The 16,479-nt window shown below is 47.1% G+C and carries 13 protein-coding genes and 1 pseudogene; 11 read left to right on the top strand and 3 right to left on the bottom strand.

The features are described from left to right. Nucleotides 1-15: 15 nt before the first annotated feature. On the bottom strand, nt 16-3,420 hold the full coding sequence (locus H569_RS21130) for a PAS domain S-box protein (RefSeq protein ID WP_051273114.1): 3,405 nt from the start codon (nt 3,418-3,420) through the stop codon (nt 16-18). 247 nt (nt 3,421-3,667) lie between these two features. Here H569_RS21130 and H569_RS0101390 point away from each other — a divergent pair, with 247 nt between their 5' ends. Continuing rightward, nucleotides 3,668-4,186, top strand: coding sequence for a DUF6125 family protein (locus H569_RS0101390; protein ID WP_027363500.1), 519 nt, complete (start codon nt 3,668-3,670; stop codon nt 4,184-4,186). Nucleotides 4,187-4,502: 316 nt separating this feature from the next. Here the strand turns inward: H569_RS0101390 and H569_RS0101405 are convergent, their stop codons facing one another. Beyond that, nucleotides 4,503-6,026 (bottom strand): YifB family Mg chelatase-like AAA ATPase, encoded by a 1,524-nt coding sequence (locus tag H569_RS0101405; RefSeq protein ID WP_027363501.1) that lies wholly within the window; start codon nt 6,024-6,026, stop codon nt 4,503-4,505. A 214-nt stretch (nt 6,027-6,240) separates the two neighbouring features. On the opposite strand from H569_RS0101405, the gene H569_RS0101410 reads away from it, so the two are divergent. From H569_RS0101410 to H569_RS22120, 10 genes and pseudogenes are all read left to right on the top strand, one after another. Beyond that, nucleotides 6,241-6,483: a hypothetical protein gene (locus H569_RS0101410; protein ID WP_027363502.1), complete on the top strand. Its 243-nt coding sequence runs from the start codon at nt 6,241-6,243 to the stop codon at nt 6,481-6,483. 190 nt (nt 6,484-6,673) lie between these two features. Beyond that, the gene (locus tag H569_RS0101415) at nt 6,674-7,573 is read left to right on the top strand and encodes a DMT family transporter (protein WP_027363503.1); all 900 of its coding nucleotides are present in this window, start codon (nt 6,674-6,676) and stop codon (nt 7,571-7,573) included. Nucleotides 7,574-7,622: 49 nt separating this feature from the next. Next, a complete protein-coding gene (locus H569_RS0101420; protein WP_027363504.1) occupies nt 7,623-7,895 on the top strand; it encodes an acylphosphatase in 273 nt (90 codons plus the stop codon). A 25-nt stretch (nt 7,896-7,920) separates the two neighbouring features. Then, nucleotides 7,921-8,325 (top strand): hypothetical protein, encoded by a 405-nt coding sequence (locus H569_RS0101425; RefSeq protein ID WP_027363505.1) that lies wholly within the window; start codon nt 7,921-7,923, stop codon nt 8,323-8,325. Nucleotides 8,326-8,460: 135 nt separating this feature from the next. Beyond that, nucleotides 8,461-9,156 (top strand): FadR/GntR family transcriptional regulator, encoded by a 696-nt coding sequence (locus H569_RS0101430; RefSeq protein WP_027363506.1) that lies wholly within the window; start codon nt 8,461-8,463, stop codon nt 9,154-9,156. A gap of 23 nt (nt 9,157-9,179) precedes the next feature. Then, nucleotides 9,180-10,886, top strand: a complete 1,707-nt coding sequence (locus H569_RS0101435; protein WP_034629153.1) for a long-chain-fatty-acid--CoA ligase — start codon at nt 9,180-9,182, stop codon at nt 10,884-10,886. Between the two features lie 15 nt (nt 10,887-10,901). Beyond that, on the top strand, nt 10,902-12,026 hold the full coding sequence (locus tag H569_RS0101440) for a 2-hydroxyacyl-CoA dehydratase subunit D (RefSeq protein WP_027363508.1): 1,125 nt from the start codon (nt 10,902-10,904) through the stop codon (nt 12,024-12,026). Between the two features lie 31 nt (nt 12,027-12,057). Continuing rightward, on the top strand, nt 12,058-13,281 hold the full coding sequence (locus H569_RS0101445; RefSeq protein WP_027363509.1) for a 2-hydroxyacyl-CoA dehydratase subunit D: 1,224 nt from the start codon (nt 12,058-12,060) through the stop codon (nt 13,279-13,281). 20 nt (nt 13,282-13,301) lie between these two features. Then, the gene (locus H569_RS0101450) at nt 13,302-14,084 is read left to right on the top strand and encodes an acyl-CoA dehydratase activase (RefSeq protein WP_027363510.1); all 783 of its coding nucleotides are present in this window, start codon (nt 13,302-13,304) and stop codon (nt 14,082-14,084) included. 141 nt (nt 14,085-14,225) lie between these two features. Beyond that, nucleotides 14,226-14,384: pseudogene (locus H569_RS22120) on the top strand (LL-diaminopimelate aminotransferase); the annotation flags it as partial. 349 nt (nt 14,385-14,733) lie between these two features. Here H569_RS22120 and H569_RS0101465 read toward each other — a convergent pair. After that, the gene (locus H569_RS0101465; RefSeq protein ID WP_027363511.1) at nt 14,734-16,473 is read right to left on the bottom strand and encodes a putative bifunctional diguanylate cyclase/phosphodiesterase; all 1,740 of its coding nucleotides are present in this window, start codon (nt 16,471-16,473) and stop codon (nt 14,734-14,736) included. Nucleotides 16,474-16,479 lie beyond the last annotated feature (6 nt).

A 16,479-nucleotide genomic window follows, 5' to 3' on the forward strand; every position in this document is an offset into this window, starting at 1 on the left:
GATATTTTAACTTTATCACCTTATTTCATAAGCAGCAGCATTAATATTATTTTCATTTTCTATTATATGGATAAAACTGGCTACCAGTGCCGGATCGAATTGAGTCCTGGAACACCTTCTCAACTCTACCACAGCCTGGTTATGAGACAGCGCTTTCCTGTACGGGCGATCGCTGGTCATAGCATCATAGGCGTCGGCAATAGCCAAAATACGGCATTCCATCGGAATTTCCTCTTCCTTTAAGCCTAGCGGGTAACCCTTACCATTCCACCATTCATGGTGTTTTAAAATCCAATCCGCAATTGGGACAAGATCCGGCGCCGATAACGCAATGCGATGACCTATTTCACAATGCCTTCTCATTTCTAATCTTTCCTCTTCATTTAAAGGGCCGGGCTTAAACAAAATACGGTCCGGAATTCCCACTTTTCCGATATCATGAAACTGCGCCAACAGGCGAAGATCGGCAATACTTTGGTCAGACAGGCCAATGGCGGCTGCAATACGAACAACTAAATCCTGCAACCGGTCCGCGTGCCCTTCGGTTATAAAGTCCCTGGCCTCCAAGGCTTTCATTAAGGTTTGCACGATCGCGCTGCGGGTACTTTGCTTGCGATGCAGTTTTTCACGATACATGTTATTGTCAGCTTTCTTAAAAAGATCAGTCAGAGTGGTTGAACCCTTGCCAACTGCAAATCCTACCGATATACTGAGAGTCAGCTCGGGGTTCTCGGCATTATACCTGGCAAAAGCATCCCTAATCCGCTGGCAGGCCTTTTCCACCTGTTTCTCGTTCGTGTTGGGCAAAAGCACTGCAAATTCATCTCCACCAATCCGGGCGATTACATCATTTTCCCTAAAAGATTTCTTAATCACACCGGCTGCAGCCACAAGTAACGCGTCGCCCTTATCGTGCCCCATCGTATCATTTACCAGTTTCAAGCCGTCAACATCGCAGACAATAATCCCTACGGGCTGGTATTGTTCATGTTCAAATTGCACCATATGATGCTCGAATACACTGCGATTATACAAACCGGTTAACTGGTCATGCCTGCTTAGATAATTCATGCGTGCTTCCGCCTTATTGCGTTCAAGCTCCGTTGCAGCACGAACAGAAAATATTTGCAATAAAGATTCAACAAGTCGATGGTTTTTAAGAGGCTTACTATTCATTACAGCAATCAGCCCCACGGCCTTACCGTTGCTATTAAGAATGGGGGTTCCCAAATAACTATCCACCCCGTATTGTGCAATAAACTCACTGTCCGGAAAAATTTCCCTTACGCCATGAGGATAATAAAATGTTCCATTCTCCAAAACGTTTTCACAGGGCGTGCCTGCAAGCAGGTACCGGAAGTTGTCAACTATCTCTCCCCAAGCATAAACAGCAATTGTACGAACAGACTTTGCTCCAATTTCTTCCGCCATCAACTCGCCAACAAAAGCATAATCAACCTCAAGAGCCTTGGCCAGGTGATAAACCAGAGACCGGAAAAACTCAACCCCTACTGAAGCCGAAACTCCAAGAACAACTTCCTTTAAAGACTCTTCCGTTTTTCTGCGCTCGGTAATATCCCTGGAGATGCCTTCAATAGCGATTAACCTTTTGCTTTCATCGTAAATTGGAACATTGTGCTGCTCGCACCAGATAACCCGGCCATCCTTGCGGACCATCCTGATCACTGAAGTTTTAGAATAATCAATTTTACCGGTAAGGGTCCTTTTAAGAATCTCTTTGTCATCCCGGTGAAAAACTTTGCCGCCCAGATATGGATTTGTATAAAATTCCTCAGGTGCGTATCCCAATATATCTTTAACCGCCGGGCTTATATATTCAAAAACAGGTTCCGGGTATTGTTTGATGCGGTAAATAATATCCTTGGCATGCTCTGCCAACAACCTGAACCGCTCCTCACTGGATCTGAGAGCTTCGTTCAGCCGCCTTTCCTCCGTCACATCTCGAAAAACCAGTATTACACCCAAAATTTTTCCGTTGGCATCCCTGATCGGGGCGGCACTGTCCGCGATAGAACGTTCGCTGCCGTCACGGGCAATTAACGCGGTATGGTTGGCCAAACCGACAATCTCCCCGTTGGTTAAGACTTTGTCCACCGGACTGGCGACGGGCTCCCTGGTGTATTCATTAATAATCAGGAAAACTTCGTCCAGGTGGCGACCAACCGCCTCCTGCCTGCTCCAGCCTGTGAGATTTTCAGCAACAGGGTTAATCAAAGTAATTCGTCCCAACATATCCACGGCAATAACAGCATCACCAATGCTGTTGAGGGTTACCGCCAACTGCTCTTTTTGCTTGAACAGCTCTTCTTCCGCCCTTTTGCGTTGGGTAATATCACTATAAATAGCGTATATGCCCATTGTCCGGCCATTTACCACAATAGGATAAACAAGTATGGAAACATCTATTAAAACGCCGTCTTTGCGCCTCCGGACGGTTTCAATCTGACCCACATATCCCTTAAGTGCACTGTCCAGAAGTTTAGACGATTGATCCTCAAATCCTTCGGGCACCAATAAATCGTCGACATCTTGGCCAATCACTTCACTGACCGGAAACTTGAATATATTTTCAAAGCCCTTATTGGCATTGATTATTCTATCCGCAGGATCCAGAATTAAAATTCCTTCCGGCGAACTTTCAAACAGCTTTTTAAAAAAGGCCTGCTGCAGGCCCAATTCCTCTTCCATCAACTTTTGTTCGGTAACGTCCCTGACGATACCACGAAAGCCTGTCTTATCTCCCTCTGTGTTTCTAATTAGTGAAATGGACGTTTCAACAAACCGGATTGTTTTATCCTTTCTGAGTATTTTCCAGTTATAGAGTTTAACGGGTTCACCCAAACGATAGACTTTATTAAACGTTTCATATAACTCTTTGGAGTAATCTTCGCAGGTATACTGTCGGAAGTTCATACCAATAAATTCTTCTCTGGTATACCCGGAAATCTCACATAAAGAATCATTGAAAAAGGTAAGGTTGCCGGAAAGATCCACCTCAAAATACCCGTCTTCGATACTTTCCAAAATATTCTTATATTTTTTTTCGTTTTTAAGCAGTTCAGTTATATCCATCACCTGGCCCAATACCGCCGGGCGGCCATTGTAGTCAATGACAGAAAAATAACCTCTTACATATATGATTTCCCCCGATCGTTTAACTGCCCTGAATTCATATTCATTGGATACATTCTCCCCGGCCAGCCTTCTCATGGCAGTTGTGACCACATAATGGCGGTCTTCCTGATATATCAGCTTTTCGAAGGGCATGTCCAAAAGTTCTTCAACAGAATAACCCGAAATTTTTGCCATCATTGGGTTTACCAGTTTGAAAAAACCATCCTGCAAAACATAAATTGGAAGAGGTGAAGAATAAAAAGTATCACGAAAATCAATATTCACACAGTTCCCTTCTTTCGGCCCGTCAAATACAAATACCATGCTAAATTTCACTAATTACTACATTCATTCCACTAATTCCTTTAAAACTTTGAAAAATTATAAATAAGTTACATTAAACAGCAAAATTAGCAAGCACACTGTCAACTTGTATCAACAGCTGCCTGCCATATTATTTTGGCATGATCTTTGCATTAGTTCATTTATAAATTTAAATCTTTATACCCGTTAACAGGAAGGAGGAGTTACGTTGCCAATCAACAATATCCAGGATTTAACAAAGGAGCAACTGGTCGAATTCGTAACAGATTTGAGCAAACGCTGGCTCGCCCATGACGGCCTGTGGTTTCAAGCCGTAGAAAAGAAACGTGGCATGGAAGAAGCTATTGAAGCTGATGCCGCTGCCTGGGAGAAATTCACAGTAATTGAGGCTAACAGAATTAAGCAGTTTTTAAACCTACCGGAGCAGGGCGGTTTGAAGGCACTGGACCAGGCGCTGAGATTTCGTCTCTACGCCTTTATTAACCAGCAAGAGACCATTTGGGAAGGACCGAATAAACTTGTTTTCAGAATGATTAACTGCAGGGTGCAGAACGCCAGAGAACGCAAAAAAATGCCCTTTTTCCCTTGTAAGCCGGTTGGCATTGTGGAATACAGCGGTTTCGCCAAAACCATTGACCCGCGGATTAAAACCCGTTGCATCTGTTGTCCGCCCGACCAACCTGAGGAAGGGTGTTACTGCGCCTGGGAGTTTACTTTGGAAGATTAAATGTAAACAGTTAATACACATATGTCTGTTATAACAGTTATTTTTAAACCCGTTCTTTTGGGAACGGGTTTAAAAGTGATAACATCAGTAGTCACTATTTCACTGGCTAAAATTTTACCGTTCATTTTCTAATCACCCTTCCCATTTCTTGCTTAACATAAATTATTTTTATGTCCAGTTCGCTTTGGTTTTGTAGCCATGTCAGTTTCTCTGTAAATGCATCTCCTTCTAAAACAGTAATTTTAAAAACCTTTGCAAAGTTAGCCACCCAGGATCCAGAAGAAGCAATAAGCAAACTGAAGAAGATATCTCAAAACTAGCCCCAATATTTTCTTTCCATACCGCGGTATTGAATTGCCTCGGCTATATGTTCAACCTTAATCTCCTTCTCCCCGGCCAGATCTGCAATAGTGCGGGATACTTTAATTATCTTATTATAGCCCCTGGCGCTCAGATCCAGCCTGTCAAAAGCAGAACGAAGCAGCTGTAGGGCCTCTTGATTTAATGGACAATATTTTGTTATCTGAGCAGGAGCCATTTCGGAATTGGTCATCTCAGTTCCAAACCGTTCAATCTGGACTGCTCTGGCTTGTTTAACCCTCAGTCGAATAGCTTCGGAGCTTTCGCCATGAGCGCTGTTTTCCAGGTCGTTAAATGACAGGCGGGGAACATCTACTTGCAAATCAAAGCGGTCCAGCAGCGGCCCGGACAGACGATTCAGGTATCGCTGCACCTGCAAGGGAGTACAAGAGCACTCTTTTTCCTGATCACCTAAAAATCCACACGGACAAGGATTCATAGAAGCAACCAGCATTATTCCGGCTGGATAAGTAACTGATGAATGTACCCTTGAAACAGTAATAATGCCATCTTCCAGCGGTTGACGCAAAGCTTCAAGGGCATCCCGTCTAAATTCCGCCACTTCATCAAGGAAAAGAATCCCCCTGTGGGCCAGGCTGATTTCTCCCGGTCTGGGGTATTTTCCCCCACCGACCAGAGCCGAGGTTGAAACATTATGATGAGGGGCTCTGAAAGGACGTTCAGTAATTAAAGGCCGGCCGGGAGGCAACAGACCCGCGAGGCTGTATAATTTGGTTATTTCCAGAGCCTCGGCGGGGGCAAGTGACGGGAGTATACCTGGCAAGCGGCGGGCCAGCATGGTTTTGCCGGAGCCGGGTGAGCCCAGCATTAGCACATTGTGTCCCCCTGCCGCGGCTACTTCCAAAGCCCGCTTAACCGCCAGGTGTCCCCTGACCTCAGACATGTCCGCCTTATACCCATTTTCTTTCCATAACTCCTCCGTATTTACAAAATGAGGAGGTATTTGTTCCTCACCTTTCAGGTGGTCAATTAACTGCACCAAACTGCGCGCAGGATAAACTTCTATATTCTGCACCATCGCGGCCTCATCGGCATTCTCTGCAGGCACAACCACCCGGTGGTATCCGCCGGAAGGCAACATCGCCACCCTGGGCAAAACTCCGTTAACACCGCGAATCGAGCCATCCAGAGAAAGTTCGCCTAAAAACACATAACCCTGCAGCAGCACCGGGTCTATCTGTTCCGTTGAGGCCAGTATGCCAAGGGATATGGCAAGATCATAAACCGGGCCTTCTTTTTTTAAGTCAGCGGGAGCTAAATTAACGGTTATCCTCCTGGGAGGATACTCATAGCCAACATTTTTAATGGCCGCTCTAACCCGGTCTTTTGCCTCACGAACGGCAACGTCAGGTAATCCCACTATATCAAACCCGGGCAGACCACTTGATACATCCACTTCCACTTGAACGATACACCCGTCGAGACCGTTTAGCGCCAGGCTTCTTACAATTGTCAGCATTACCAATCCCTCCGACAAATTCTTTCGCCGAAGAAAATGGAAATCCCTGCATTTATCTGTAATATAAGCATTAAAAAGGAGCGCGCATTTACCCGCCCTCCCGCCGCATACCGTTTTTTTAATGCCTTCCTTTGAATATTAATCAATTTGTTATAACCTTGTAATCATCAGTTAATATTTACAGTTTATTATTCTTTAAAAGGAGGGAGAGCCGATGACCCAATCACCCAAAAACGATTTGCTGTACAAACTCATAGATTCTATGACTATTATCAAAGGTTATACCCAATTAGCTAAAGAAGCCGAGCATATAAAATGGTCTCGGAACTATCTGGGAATTGTATTAAGGGAAATTGACCATGCTTCGTCTCTCCTAAAGAAAGTCGAAATCATCGTTAATAATGAGAGCCGCATCAAAAAAACGAATATTAGAAAACCATTAGCTGCTTCAAACTGAATGAAATTTCTATGGATAATTAAAACTCCTCCCCTTCTCATTAATGAGGATTAGTCAAAACGCCCACGCCTTGTGCGTGGGTTTTATGCTAAGTCCCCGTTATCAGCTTAAAAAATAACCCGCCTAAAGCAGGAATATAATAAGCATTGAAGAAGTTGCTTCATAATTATCTTTAGTTGCCGGTGAAAAAATGAACTTATCTTACCTGTTAATTGTTTTTGCGGCCATCACCTGGGGGAGCATCGGTATCGCCGGAGAGGTATTGTTTAATCATGGTTTTGAACCACAGGATTTAATCTGGTTTAGATGTGCCGTTTGCTTTATAGCCATTTTTCTAATCTGCTTAATCTTTAACCGGTCCCGCATGTTCATTAACCGGAGAGATTGGCCAATTTTTGTTCTCTATGGCCTCTTTAGTGTGGCATTTTTCTATTATTCTTATTTTAATGCGATTGATCAAACCGGTGTTGCGGTTGCGGCCGTTTTGCTTTATACCTCACCGGCCATGGTCGTAATCCTCTCCCGCTTTTTATTCAAGGAATCAATCGGCACTATTAAAGTTTTATGCGTTTTCCTGACTATCCTTGGCTGTGTCCTGGTGGTAAAAGCCTACGACGTCAATAATTTAAAATTAAATCAAACCGGCATTGTTATGGGATTGCTGGCTGGATTCTTCTATTCCACCTACACCCTGTTTGGTAAAAAAACGTCCACCGATTATCATGCATGGACAGTTATTCTTTACTCCCAGGGCTTTGGGCTGTTGTTTTTATCATTACTGCATTTTCCCGCAGCTGTTTTCTTCAGGGGTTATGACGCCGGTGTATGGTTTACAATTCTTTATATCGGCCTGGTGCCTACCTTGTTTGCAAATTTTTGCTTTAATACAGCTTTGAAAAATACCGAGCCCGGGAGGGCCAGCATTGTAGCCACGATTGAACCTGTAGCCGCCGCAATCCTGGCCTACTTTGTTTTCGGCCAGGTGCTGGAGACTGTTCAAATACTTGGAGCAAGCCTGATTATTTTAGCGGCACTTGTTGTGCAATTACCCGCTGCTAATAAAAAACACCTGCAGGAGGAAAATGAATAGCCCGTCGTACAGCAGGACAAAGATAAAATGCATAAGAAAGGTGAAACATATGGTCAGGAAGCATGTTTATATTTCCGGGCGGGTGCAAGGAGTGTATTACCGGGAATACACCCGCAGACAAGCGGAACAATTGGGGATCAAAGGATGGGTAAAAAACCTTCCGGACGGCCGGGTTGAGGCAGTATTTGAGGGAGACCCGGCAGCTGTTGACAATATGCTGGAATGGTGCAATCACGGGTCACCCAATGCCAGCGTTACCGGTATTGAAGTTAATGAGCAACCTGCAGAAGGACACTTCACTGATTTTAGAATCAGGTTCTAGCAATATAGGAAATGGAGTGCGATTAATGGGCAAACCTGTGCTTTTGATCCAGGAATTAAGTGAGGAAAAGCAATATTCCGGCGAATTCAACAACTTAGAGATCATTGCCATAGCAGTATATGGAAAGGACGTGCAAGTTCCCTTACCAGTTGCAACCCAAAGGGTTTTTGACGGAGAAACTAAATTTAAGTTTCCCACGGAAATAACGGCAGGGGCCACTAAAACCAGGCTAATATATCGATACACCCTAGCCCAGTGGCTGGAACTACTTGAAATAACAACCTTACCCGGCTCGCCTGCCGGGCTAAAGCAAATTATGATCCCCGTGCTGTTATACCTGAAAAAAGGCTATCCAGATGTATTTTCAGATGTTGAATATGATGTTAATTTTGATCCGGGCCAGTACGCGGAGATAATACCAATGCGGTAAGTAAAACGCACACCTGTCATTTTCACCAATGCGTGCGCTTTTAACTTGACGCTAAATGGCAGTTGTGTTAATTTAAGCTTATTAGTGGTCGAACCAGTCAACCATTCAACTATTCCAATGCTCTGGTGATTGATCATGCTGCATAAAGTTAAGAAACGGAACCTATACGAGGAAATTGCCAGCCAAATTATGCAAAGCATTTCCGAAGGATATTACAAACCGGGACAACAGCTGCCCGGCGAACGGGAATTGGCTGCCCAGCTTGGTGTGAACCGCGGATCACTGCGGGAAGCGCTGCGGGTACTTGAATTTATGCGGGTTGTAGAAAAGCGAATTGGCGAGGGAGTTTTTGTACGCGATCCGGCCAGGGAATCAAGCCTGGAAGCGGTAGTCTTTCGCTTTTTGGCCGAAGACGGCCTGGATCAGGAATCCTTGCAGGGAGTATGCGAAGCCATCGTAACCGTTGAATCCAGCATGGCCAGGCTTGCAGCCCGCCGGGCCGGGGAAGAAGACCTTGCCCGGCTCAAAGCGCTTGTACGGCAGATGAAGCCCGACAATGACGATATAGACACATTCACCAACTTGGACCAGGAATTTCATTTACTGGTGGCACAACTGGGAAAAAGCCCGGTGTTATTTTCTGTTGCTTCCTCTATGTGGATTATTATGAAAAAATACGCCCATGCGCTGCACCTATACCCTGAACGAAGAAAAAAATGTGCCGACGGCCACCAATTAATTGCACAATCCATATGTTCAGGAAATGAGGAACAGGCTTACAAAGAAATGGAACGACATCTTAAAGGAGCGTTCAACGTACTGTTAACCTAGAAAATGTAAAGGAGTTGATTATATTGGCGCATCCACCTGCGACAGGATCTCTCCCATGGGCCGGGCATTATGACCGGGATGTTCCACAAACTCTGAACTATCCTAAGGTTCCGGTGTTTGAACTATTTTCAAAAACGATCCGTGATAAGCCTGATGTAATTTCACTGTACTTTTTAGGCCGAAGAATTACTTACCGGGAACTGGGAGAATACGTTGACAGCGTAGCCTGTGCCCTTATGAATAAAGGCATTGGTTCGGGTGACCGGGTTGCCCTGCTCCTTCCCAATTGCCCGCAATACATTATAAGTTATTATGCTCTGCTCATGCTTGGCGCAACAGTTGTTCCCACCAACCCCCTCAACACTGAATCAGAACTTTTACATATTGTTAAGGACGGTGGCGTTAAGGCCGCCATTGCCCTGGACCTATTGGCCGGCAGGCTGGAAGCTGTAAGGAACCGGTGCCGGACAGAAGGAAAACACCACCTGTTGGAACATACCTTTTACACCTCTATGCGTGATTTTTTACCGTTGCCCAAAAACTTGCTGTATCCTTTAAAACAAAAAATCGCCCCTGAAATTAAAGCCACGCTGGCTAAATGCGGCAAGTTTTCAGATTTGCTCAAAGAGCCGGCACAACTGATCAGTTCTCCCGGAGTTAATATTTTTAATGAGCCCGCCGTCCTTATATACACCGGCGGGACCACAGGAAAACCCAAGGGTGTTATGCTTTCCAACTACGCGCTGGTGGTTAACGCACACCATAACATCGCCTGGGTGGGTATATCGACCGGTAGCAGGCTATTAACCGTTCTTCCCGTCTTCCATGGTTTTGGCATGAGCGTATGCATGAACGCACCCGTTATCGCAGGAGCATCTATAATTCTCTTACCTCGATTTGACGTTGAAGAAACGTTAAAAACAATTCATCGTTTTCGCCCAACTCTATTTGCCGGTGTGCCCACTATGTACATCGCATTAATCAACCATCCCCGTCTGGCAAAATATGATCTTTCCTCCCTTCAAGGATGCTTTGTCGGCGCCGCGCCTCTGGCCCCGGAAGTTAAGCGGAGATTTGAAGAGCTAACCAAAGGAAAGCTGATGGAGGGATACGGCCTGACGGAAGCAGTTACGGCAAAATGCGCCAACCCTTACCGTGGAATAAATAAAACCGGCAGCATCGGCATTCCTTTCCCGGACACAATAATGAAAGTCGTAGATGTTGAATCGGGTGAAAAGGAACTGCCCACAGGGGAAATTGGTGAAATTGTAATTCAAAGCCCTGACCTGATGCTGGGCTATTTTAACCGGCCCGAAGAAACTGCCAATACCATTAGAAACGGTTGGCTTTATACCGGCGACCTTGGTTGCATGGACAAGGACGGCTACTTTTATATAGTAGATCGCAAAAAAGATCTGATTATAACCGGTGGGTTTAACGTTTACCCGCGAGAGGTGGAAGACGTTTTGTACCAGCACCCGGCCGTGCGTGAAGCATCGGTAATTGGAGTGCCGGATGATTACCGGGGCGAAATGGTTAAAGCGTTTATAACCTTGAAGGAAGGCAGCGTGACGCGTTCCGAAGATATTATTTCCTTTTGCAAAGAACACCTGGTGCCTTATAAAGTTCCACGTAAAATAGAAATTTGCGATAAATTGCCTAAAACAGCCATAGGTAAAATTCTTAAAAGATCCTTAAGAGAAAAGGAAACTGAGACAACCAAATCATAATCTGGAGGTCTGAAGATGTTAAACATGGATCAGAAATTTAAGGGAATTGATCAGATTGATTTATTAATCGATGAAGCTGGTTTGAATGGAGATAAACGCAGGGAACGTTACCCGGACCGTAAGTTTTATGGTTTTTTTTGCAGCTATCTGCCGGAAGAGTTGGTTTTGGCTGCAGGCATGCAACCTTTACGCCTTTTCCCCTCCTCCCTTCAGGGCACTCCGGCGGAACTGCCGGCATACTGCTGTTCGCTGGCCAAAGGCACTTTAAGCCTGGCCAAACCTGGCACTTATGATGACCTGGCCGGTTATGGTTTTGTCCATACCTGCGATACTATGCAATGCCTCGGTGGGATCTGGAAAGATATTGTAAGCCAGGATAAAACTTATATGATAGTTCCGCCGGTAATGCTTGGAGCACCAGGCGCCGACAAATATTTCCGGATAGAAGCTGAAAACTTATTATTCGCTCTTGGCCAACTCAATAAAAGCAACCCCGGCAATAGTGAAGTTGCCGCTGCTTTAAAACTTTGCCGGCAGGTCAGGCAACTGGCCGGGGAACTTGACCAATTGCGGCCAATGCTGCCTTCACAGCTGGTGTCCGCACTGCTGCGGGCTGGACAGGTAATGCCGCGGGAGGAGTATGTCTCCGCGCTGCAAAATGCATTACCGGTACTTAAGGAAAAGGCTGAGGAAGCCGGCGCCCGCAAAAAGCTGCTGGTAACGGGCGCCGTACTGGAAAACGACAGTTTCTTCAGCATGGTGGAAGAACTGGGCGGCCGGGTTGTAGCTGACGATACCTGTACCGGATACCGTCATTTCATTGAGCCTCCAATAAAAGAGGAAACCGAAAATCTGATGCAAACATTGATCAACCGCTACATAGAAATGCCACCCTGTCCCTGCCGCAACAGGGGATTGGATACACGATTAAATTATCTTGAAAGCCTGGCCCGCAGGCGCGGGGCGGCAGCAGCGATAATATTAATCAGAAAATATTGCGACCCCCATGCCTGGGATGCGGTTCCACTGGCCAAGGGCCTGCGGGACGCGGGCATTCAGGTGCTGGTTATGGAATTGGAAGGCGCCGGTGTTGGCGGTCAGGAGCGCACACGGCTGCAAGCATTCATCGAAAGTCTATAAATACAAATATGAAAGGAGAGGGAAATCAGCCATGGGACAACAGCGGCGTTATAAACAACTCGAAAGCACTGCTCAATTAAAAAAGTTAATAACCAGGTATTACGCTCTTTCCCGTTATCACCGGCTCTGGGGCAGACCGCTCAAACGGCCGTTGGCCTGGGTAACCAGCGGTGCGCCTGTTGAATTGCTCAGGGCCTTTAAAATACATTCTGTTTACCCCGAGCAGTATGGGGCGCTTTGCAGCACCAGCAAAGCCACTTTGGGGCTTTGCCAGGAGGCTGAAGCCGCCGGCTACTCGCCCGACCTTTGCTCCTACGCCACCTCCAACATTGGTTCAGTATTAAAAGCAGACATTGCCCCGATGAAGGGGCTACCCAAGCCGGACCTGGTGGTTGCCTGCAACAACATTTGCGGCACGGTGCTTAAGTGGTATGAAGCGTTGGCCCGCCATTTTCAAGTGCCGCTCATCGTCATTGACACGCCGTTTCTGACCGGAGACATGACAGACCACGCCAAAGAGTATGTTTTAGAGCAATTCAAGGATTTAATTTCACAAATGGAAAAGCTTACAGGCCGGAATTTCAACCCCGGGGAATTGGGCAAAATCAGTGATTTAAGCAATGAAGCTGTCGGTCTCTGGAAGGAAATTAGAGGTTTGTGCCGGGCCAAGCCTTCACCGTTAAACGGCCCCGATTTATTTATCCATATGGCACCGATTGTGGTTTTGCGGGGCACCCGGGAGGCTGCGGATTATTATAGGTTGCTTAAGGATGAAGTGAAGAAAAGGGTGGAGCGTGAAGAAAGCGCACTTGAAGAGGAAAAGATCCGCCTGGTTTGGGATAACATTGCCATCTGGAGCAACATGTTTAAATTTTTCAAAATGTTTTCCGAACGGGGCGCCTGTTTTGTAACAGACACATACACTGGAGGCTGGTCCATGGAAATAGCGCCGGGGGATCCATTGGAGAGCCTGGCGGCTACATATACCGAAGTCTTTTTAAACCGCTCACCGGAATTCCGGGCCAAGCAAATTATTGACCTGATCAAAGAATTTAAAGCTGATGGTTTTGTAATGCATTCCAACCGTTCTTGCAAACCTTATTCGTTAGTGCAAGAGGTTATTCGAAAACGGGTCATGCAGGAAACCGGTGTGCCCGGTTTGGTGGTCGAGGCGGATATGGCTGACCCGCGGGCTTTCGCAGAAGAACCCATACGCAACCGGGTCCAGGCGTTTTTAGAAACATTAAGTGATTGACCAGACCGGAGGTGTAATAAATGGCAAAATTTTATCTGGGCGTCGATATTGGATCACTCACTACCAAGATTGTCTTAATTAATGATGCAGCAGAAATCGTGGGCCGGGCAACCGGCAGGTCCGGATATAGCGGAAAAGAGATAGCAATGCGCCTGGCGGCGGGTTTGCTGGAAAACAACGGGCTAAAAACCAGTGAAGTGGTTGCAACTGTTGCCACCGGTTATGGCCGGGTCACTTTTCCGGCTGACCGGGAGATATCGGAAATCACTTGCCAGGCCAGGGGCATAGCCCATTTGTTCAACAGGGCCAGAACTGTAATTGATATTGGCGGGCAGGACAGTAAGGTAATAAAGCTGTTGCCCGGCGGAAAAGTTGCTGATTTTGCCATGAACGATAAATGCGCAGCGGGGACCGGCCGCTTCCTGGAAGTTATGGCCGGAGCACTGGAGGTAAAGGTTGAAGAACTGGGTGACCTGGCGGCCCGGGCCGGGGAAAGCTGTCCCATATCCTCAATTTGCACCGTATTTGCCGAATCCGAAATTATCTCTCATATCTCTGCCGGTAAATCCAAGCCTGATATCGTAGCCGGAGTTTGCGATTCCGTGGCGGCTCGGGTAACCTCGATGACCGCCAGGACAGGATTGGAACAGGAAGTTGTTTTTACCGGCGGAGTGGCGCGTAACAATGGTGTGGTCAACGCCCTGGCCAGGCATTTGGGCTGCACTCTTTCGGTTCCTCCGGAGCCGGAAATAACAGCGGCGCTGGGCGCTGCCCTGTCTGCACTTGGTTTTAGTAAAAACTAAATGAATCCATATAGGTGGGGAGGTTCACTTCCGACTGTGCAGGACAAAGGGTTGCAAACCTTTGATAGCGTACCGCTTCCCTGGGGCTATATAGAAAGGACAACCCTGACGCCGGCATTATCAGACTAGGCATCGGGGTGATCATGGGACTTTTTCGATAAGCTAATGAAGGTCGCCAACGTGGTGGGGACCCCCGGTGCCGGTTTTGGGGCAAACGGAGAGGGATACTTCAGGTTAACCGCCTTCGGTACCAGGGAAAACACCGAAAGGGCCGTTGAGAGGATCAGGACCAGGATGTAGTTCCAGAATATGTGGAATGCGCAACAGTTGCCTTCGAGAATCAATCTTTCCAACCCCGCCTACGCCGATTTTTACAGCGAGGCCACGGTAGTGATATGGGAAGAAAGAGACTCTCCCAAACCGGTCATCCTCAAAAGGCGTTCCCATCGAATTTGCGGTAGCGGCAGCAAGGCACTCCCAGCGAAAAAACCTGGCCGGGGCGTTTATTGAATTTCTTACCGGCAAGGAAGGGGGAAGCATCTGGAAGAATGCGGCCTGATACCGTGCTGATTAGATTCGCCGGCCGGGAATATTATGGCCCCCCCAATTTCATTGCCGCTGCCCTTGTCCGGTGAAACCGGCGCAGAAATTAAACATTGACGCTAATCCCCGTTACCAGGACACCGTAAGGGCATGCCCAGATAATATAACCCTGCCCGTATCGAACGCCGGCACGGCGCAAAATTTCAGCTGTTTCACGGTTCTCAACGAACTCGGCCACCACCTCTATCGAAAGCCCTTGCAAAAGTTTTACCATGTTTTCTACAATCATCCTGGAGCGTCCACTCCTGGTTATCTCACGCACCAGGGAGCCCTCAATCTTGGCAAAGTAACAGTCAAAGTAACGAAGATAAATAAATGAGGAAAAACCGCTTCCAAAGTCGTCGACCGCCAGGCGCACACCAAGATCTGTCAGCTCCTTGACGAAAGCCTGCATGGCATTAATATCAAGCACGGCTTCTCGCTCGGTAATTTCGGCCACAATTTCTTCCGGACGTATGCCGTAGCGGTTGAACAGGTCAGCCAGGAACTGTGGAGTTTCTCTGTTCTCCACCTCGCGCATGGAGAAGTTAATAAAGAAAAGCTTGTCCTTCGCCCAAGAGCTCTTTTTTTCCCGCATGGCCTGCTCTATGACGATACTACCAATATCCTTCATAAGGCCGGATTGCTCGGCCGCCTCTATAAAAAGCCCGGCAGAAAGAAACTTTTCACCTCTCCTCACGCGAGCAAGCACTTCGTAAGCTAATGGCTTGCCAGTCTCTAAATCTACAATCGGCTGATAAAAGGGGACGATGCACTCCTTCGAACGCAGAGCTTCTTGCAAGAGAAGAATTCTCTCGTGAACCACAGTAGGATTAGTACTATCGTCGACCGCATCTATGAGCTGCACCCGGTTCCTCCCTTTCCTCTTGGCCGTTACCTGAGCGACCTCGGCGGCTAACATAAGGTCGGCCAGCGCTTGCCCATGGTAGGGGTACGAAGCCACGCCAATACTGCTTGTAATGAAAATGCCCTCATCCCCCAAAGGACGACTTTGCAACTCGGCAATGCCATGACACAGCACCTGCGCCTTTGCCAGCGCTTCAGCAGGACCCGTATCCATCAACATAACCCCAAACTCGTTACCGCCTATGCGTGCAATAGTAAAGGCGTCGGGGAACGACTCCCGCAGGAAGCCAGCCACAATCTTAAGTACAATATCCCCTACGGTATAACCGTAAACGTCGTTAATCAGCTTAAAATTATCAATGTCTATCCAGCATAAAGAAAACTCTCGTTTTGTGCACCGCGCAAACTCGATTGCCTGCTGCAACTCTTCTTCAAACTTGCGGCGGCTCAAAAGGCCTGTAAGGACATCTACTGTCGAAAACATCTGCATCTGGCGCGCTACTTCTCCCCTGTATCCCAGGAGCAGCAGGCCGAGGTCAATAAGCAACGAAGTTCCGCCGTACTTAAAGCTTTTCAGTTCTCTCTCCAGGGTATGGATAACCGGGACCAGTTCGTCGCACCAACGCCCGAAAAAGAACCCATAGGCTGTTACCATTTGCTCCAGCGACACTTCTGCAACGCCCAGCTTTCTTCCGAGTTCTATACGCCGCCGCAAGAGTTCCTCGTCATGTTTTCCAGCAAACAACGCCAATAAGTCGCTCGCTGCTCCGCGCAGTTCCGCCTCGTTCGCCTCTTGCCCTGCCTGCTCCAGCAAGGTCCGCAGCCGGTCAACGTATGATTGCGCCGCCTTTCCAGTAACCTCTACCCAATCCAAGGGCAATTGACCAGCCTGGAATTTTAGTTCTTCAATAAGCTCCAGCATTCCCTTTGAAAACCTCATGTACGC

The sequence above is a fragment of the Desulfotruncus alcoholivorax DSM 16058 genome (assembly GCF_000430885.1).
Taxonomy (GTDB): Bacteria; Bacillota; Desulfotomaculia; order Desulfotomaculales; family Desulfallaceae; genus Desulfotruncus; species Desulfotruncus alcoholivorax.

Coding starts and splice junctions, on each gene's coding strand:
- H569_RS0101405 (WP_027363501.1), bottom strand. CDS start 6,026: ATGCTGACAATTGTAAGAAGCCTGGCGCTAAACGGTCTCGACGGGTGT.
- H569_RS0101410 (WP_027363502.1), top strand. CDS start 6,241: ATGACCCAATCACCCAAAAACGATTTGCTGTACAAACTCATAGATTCT.
- H569_RS0101415 (WP_027363503.1), top strand. CDS start 6,674: ATGAACTTATCTTACCTGTTAATTGTTTTTGCGGCCATCACCTGGGGG.
- H569_RS0101420 (WP_027363504.1), top strand. CDS start 7,623: ATGGTCAGGAAGCATGTTTATATTTCCGGGCGGGTGCAAGGAGTGTAT.
- H569_RS0101425 (WP_027363505.1), top strand. CDS start 7,921: ATGGGCAAACCTGTGCTTTTGATCCAGGAATTAAGTGAGGAAAAGCAA.
- H569_RS0101430 (WP_027363506.1), top strand. CDS start 8,461: ATGCTGCATAAAGTTAAGAAACGGAACCTATACGAGGAAATTGCCAGC.
- H569_RS0101440 (WP_027363508.1), top strand. CDS start 10,902: ATGTTAAACATGGATCAGAAATTTAAGGGAATTGATCAGATTGATTTA.
- H569_RS0101445 (WP_027363509.1), top strand. CDS start 12,058: ATGGGACAACAGCGGCGTTATAAACAACTCGAAAGCACTGCTCAATTA.
- H569_RS0101450 (WP_027363510.1), top strand. CDS start 13,302: ATGGCAAAATTTTATCTGGGCGTCGATATTGGATCACTCACTACCAAG.
- H569_RS0101465 (WP_027363511.1), bottom strand. CDS start 16,473: ATGAGGTTTTCAAAGGGAATGCTGGAGCTTATTGAAGAACTAAAATTC.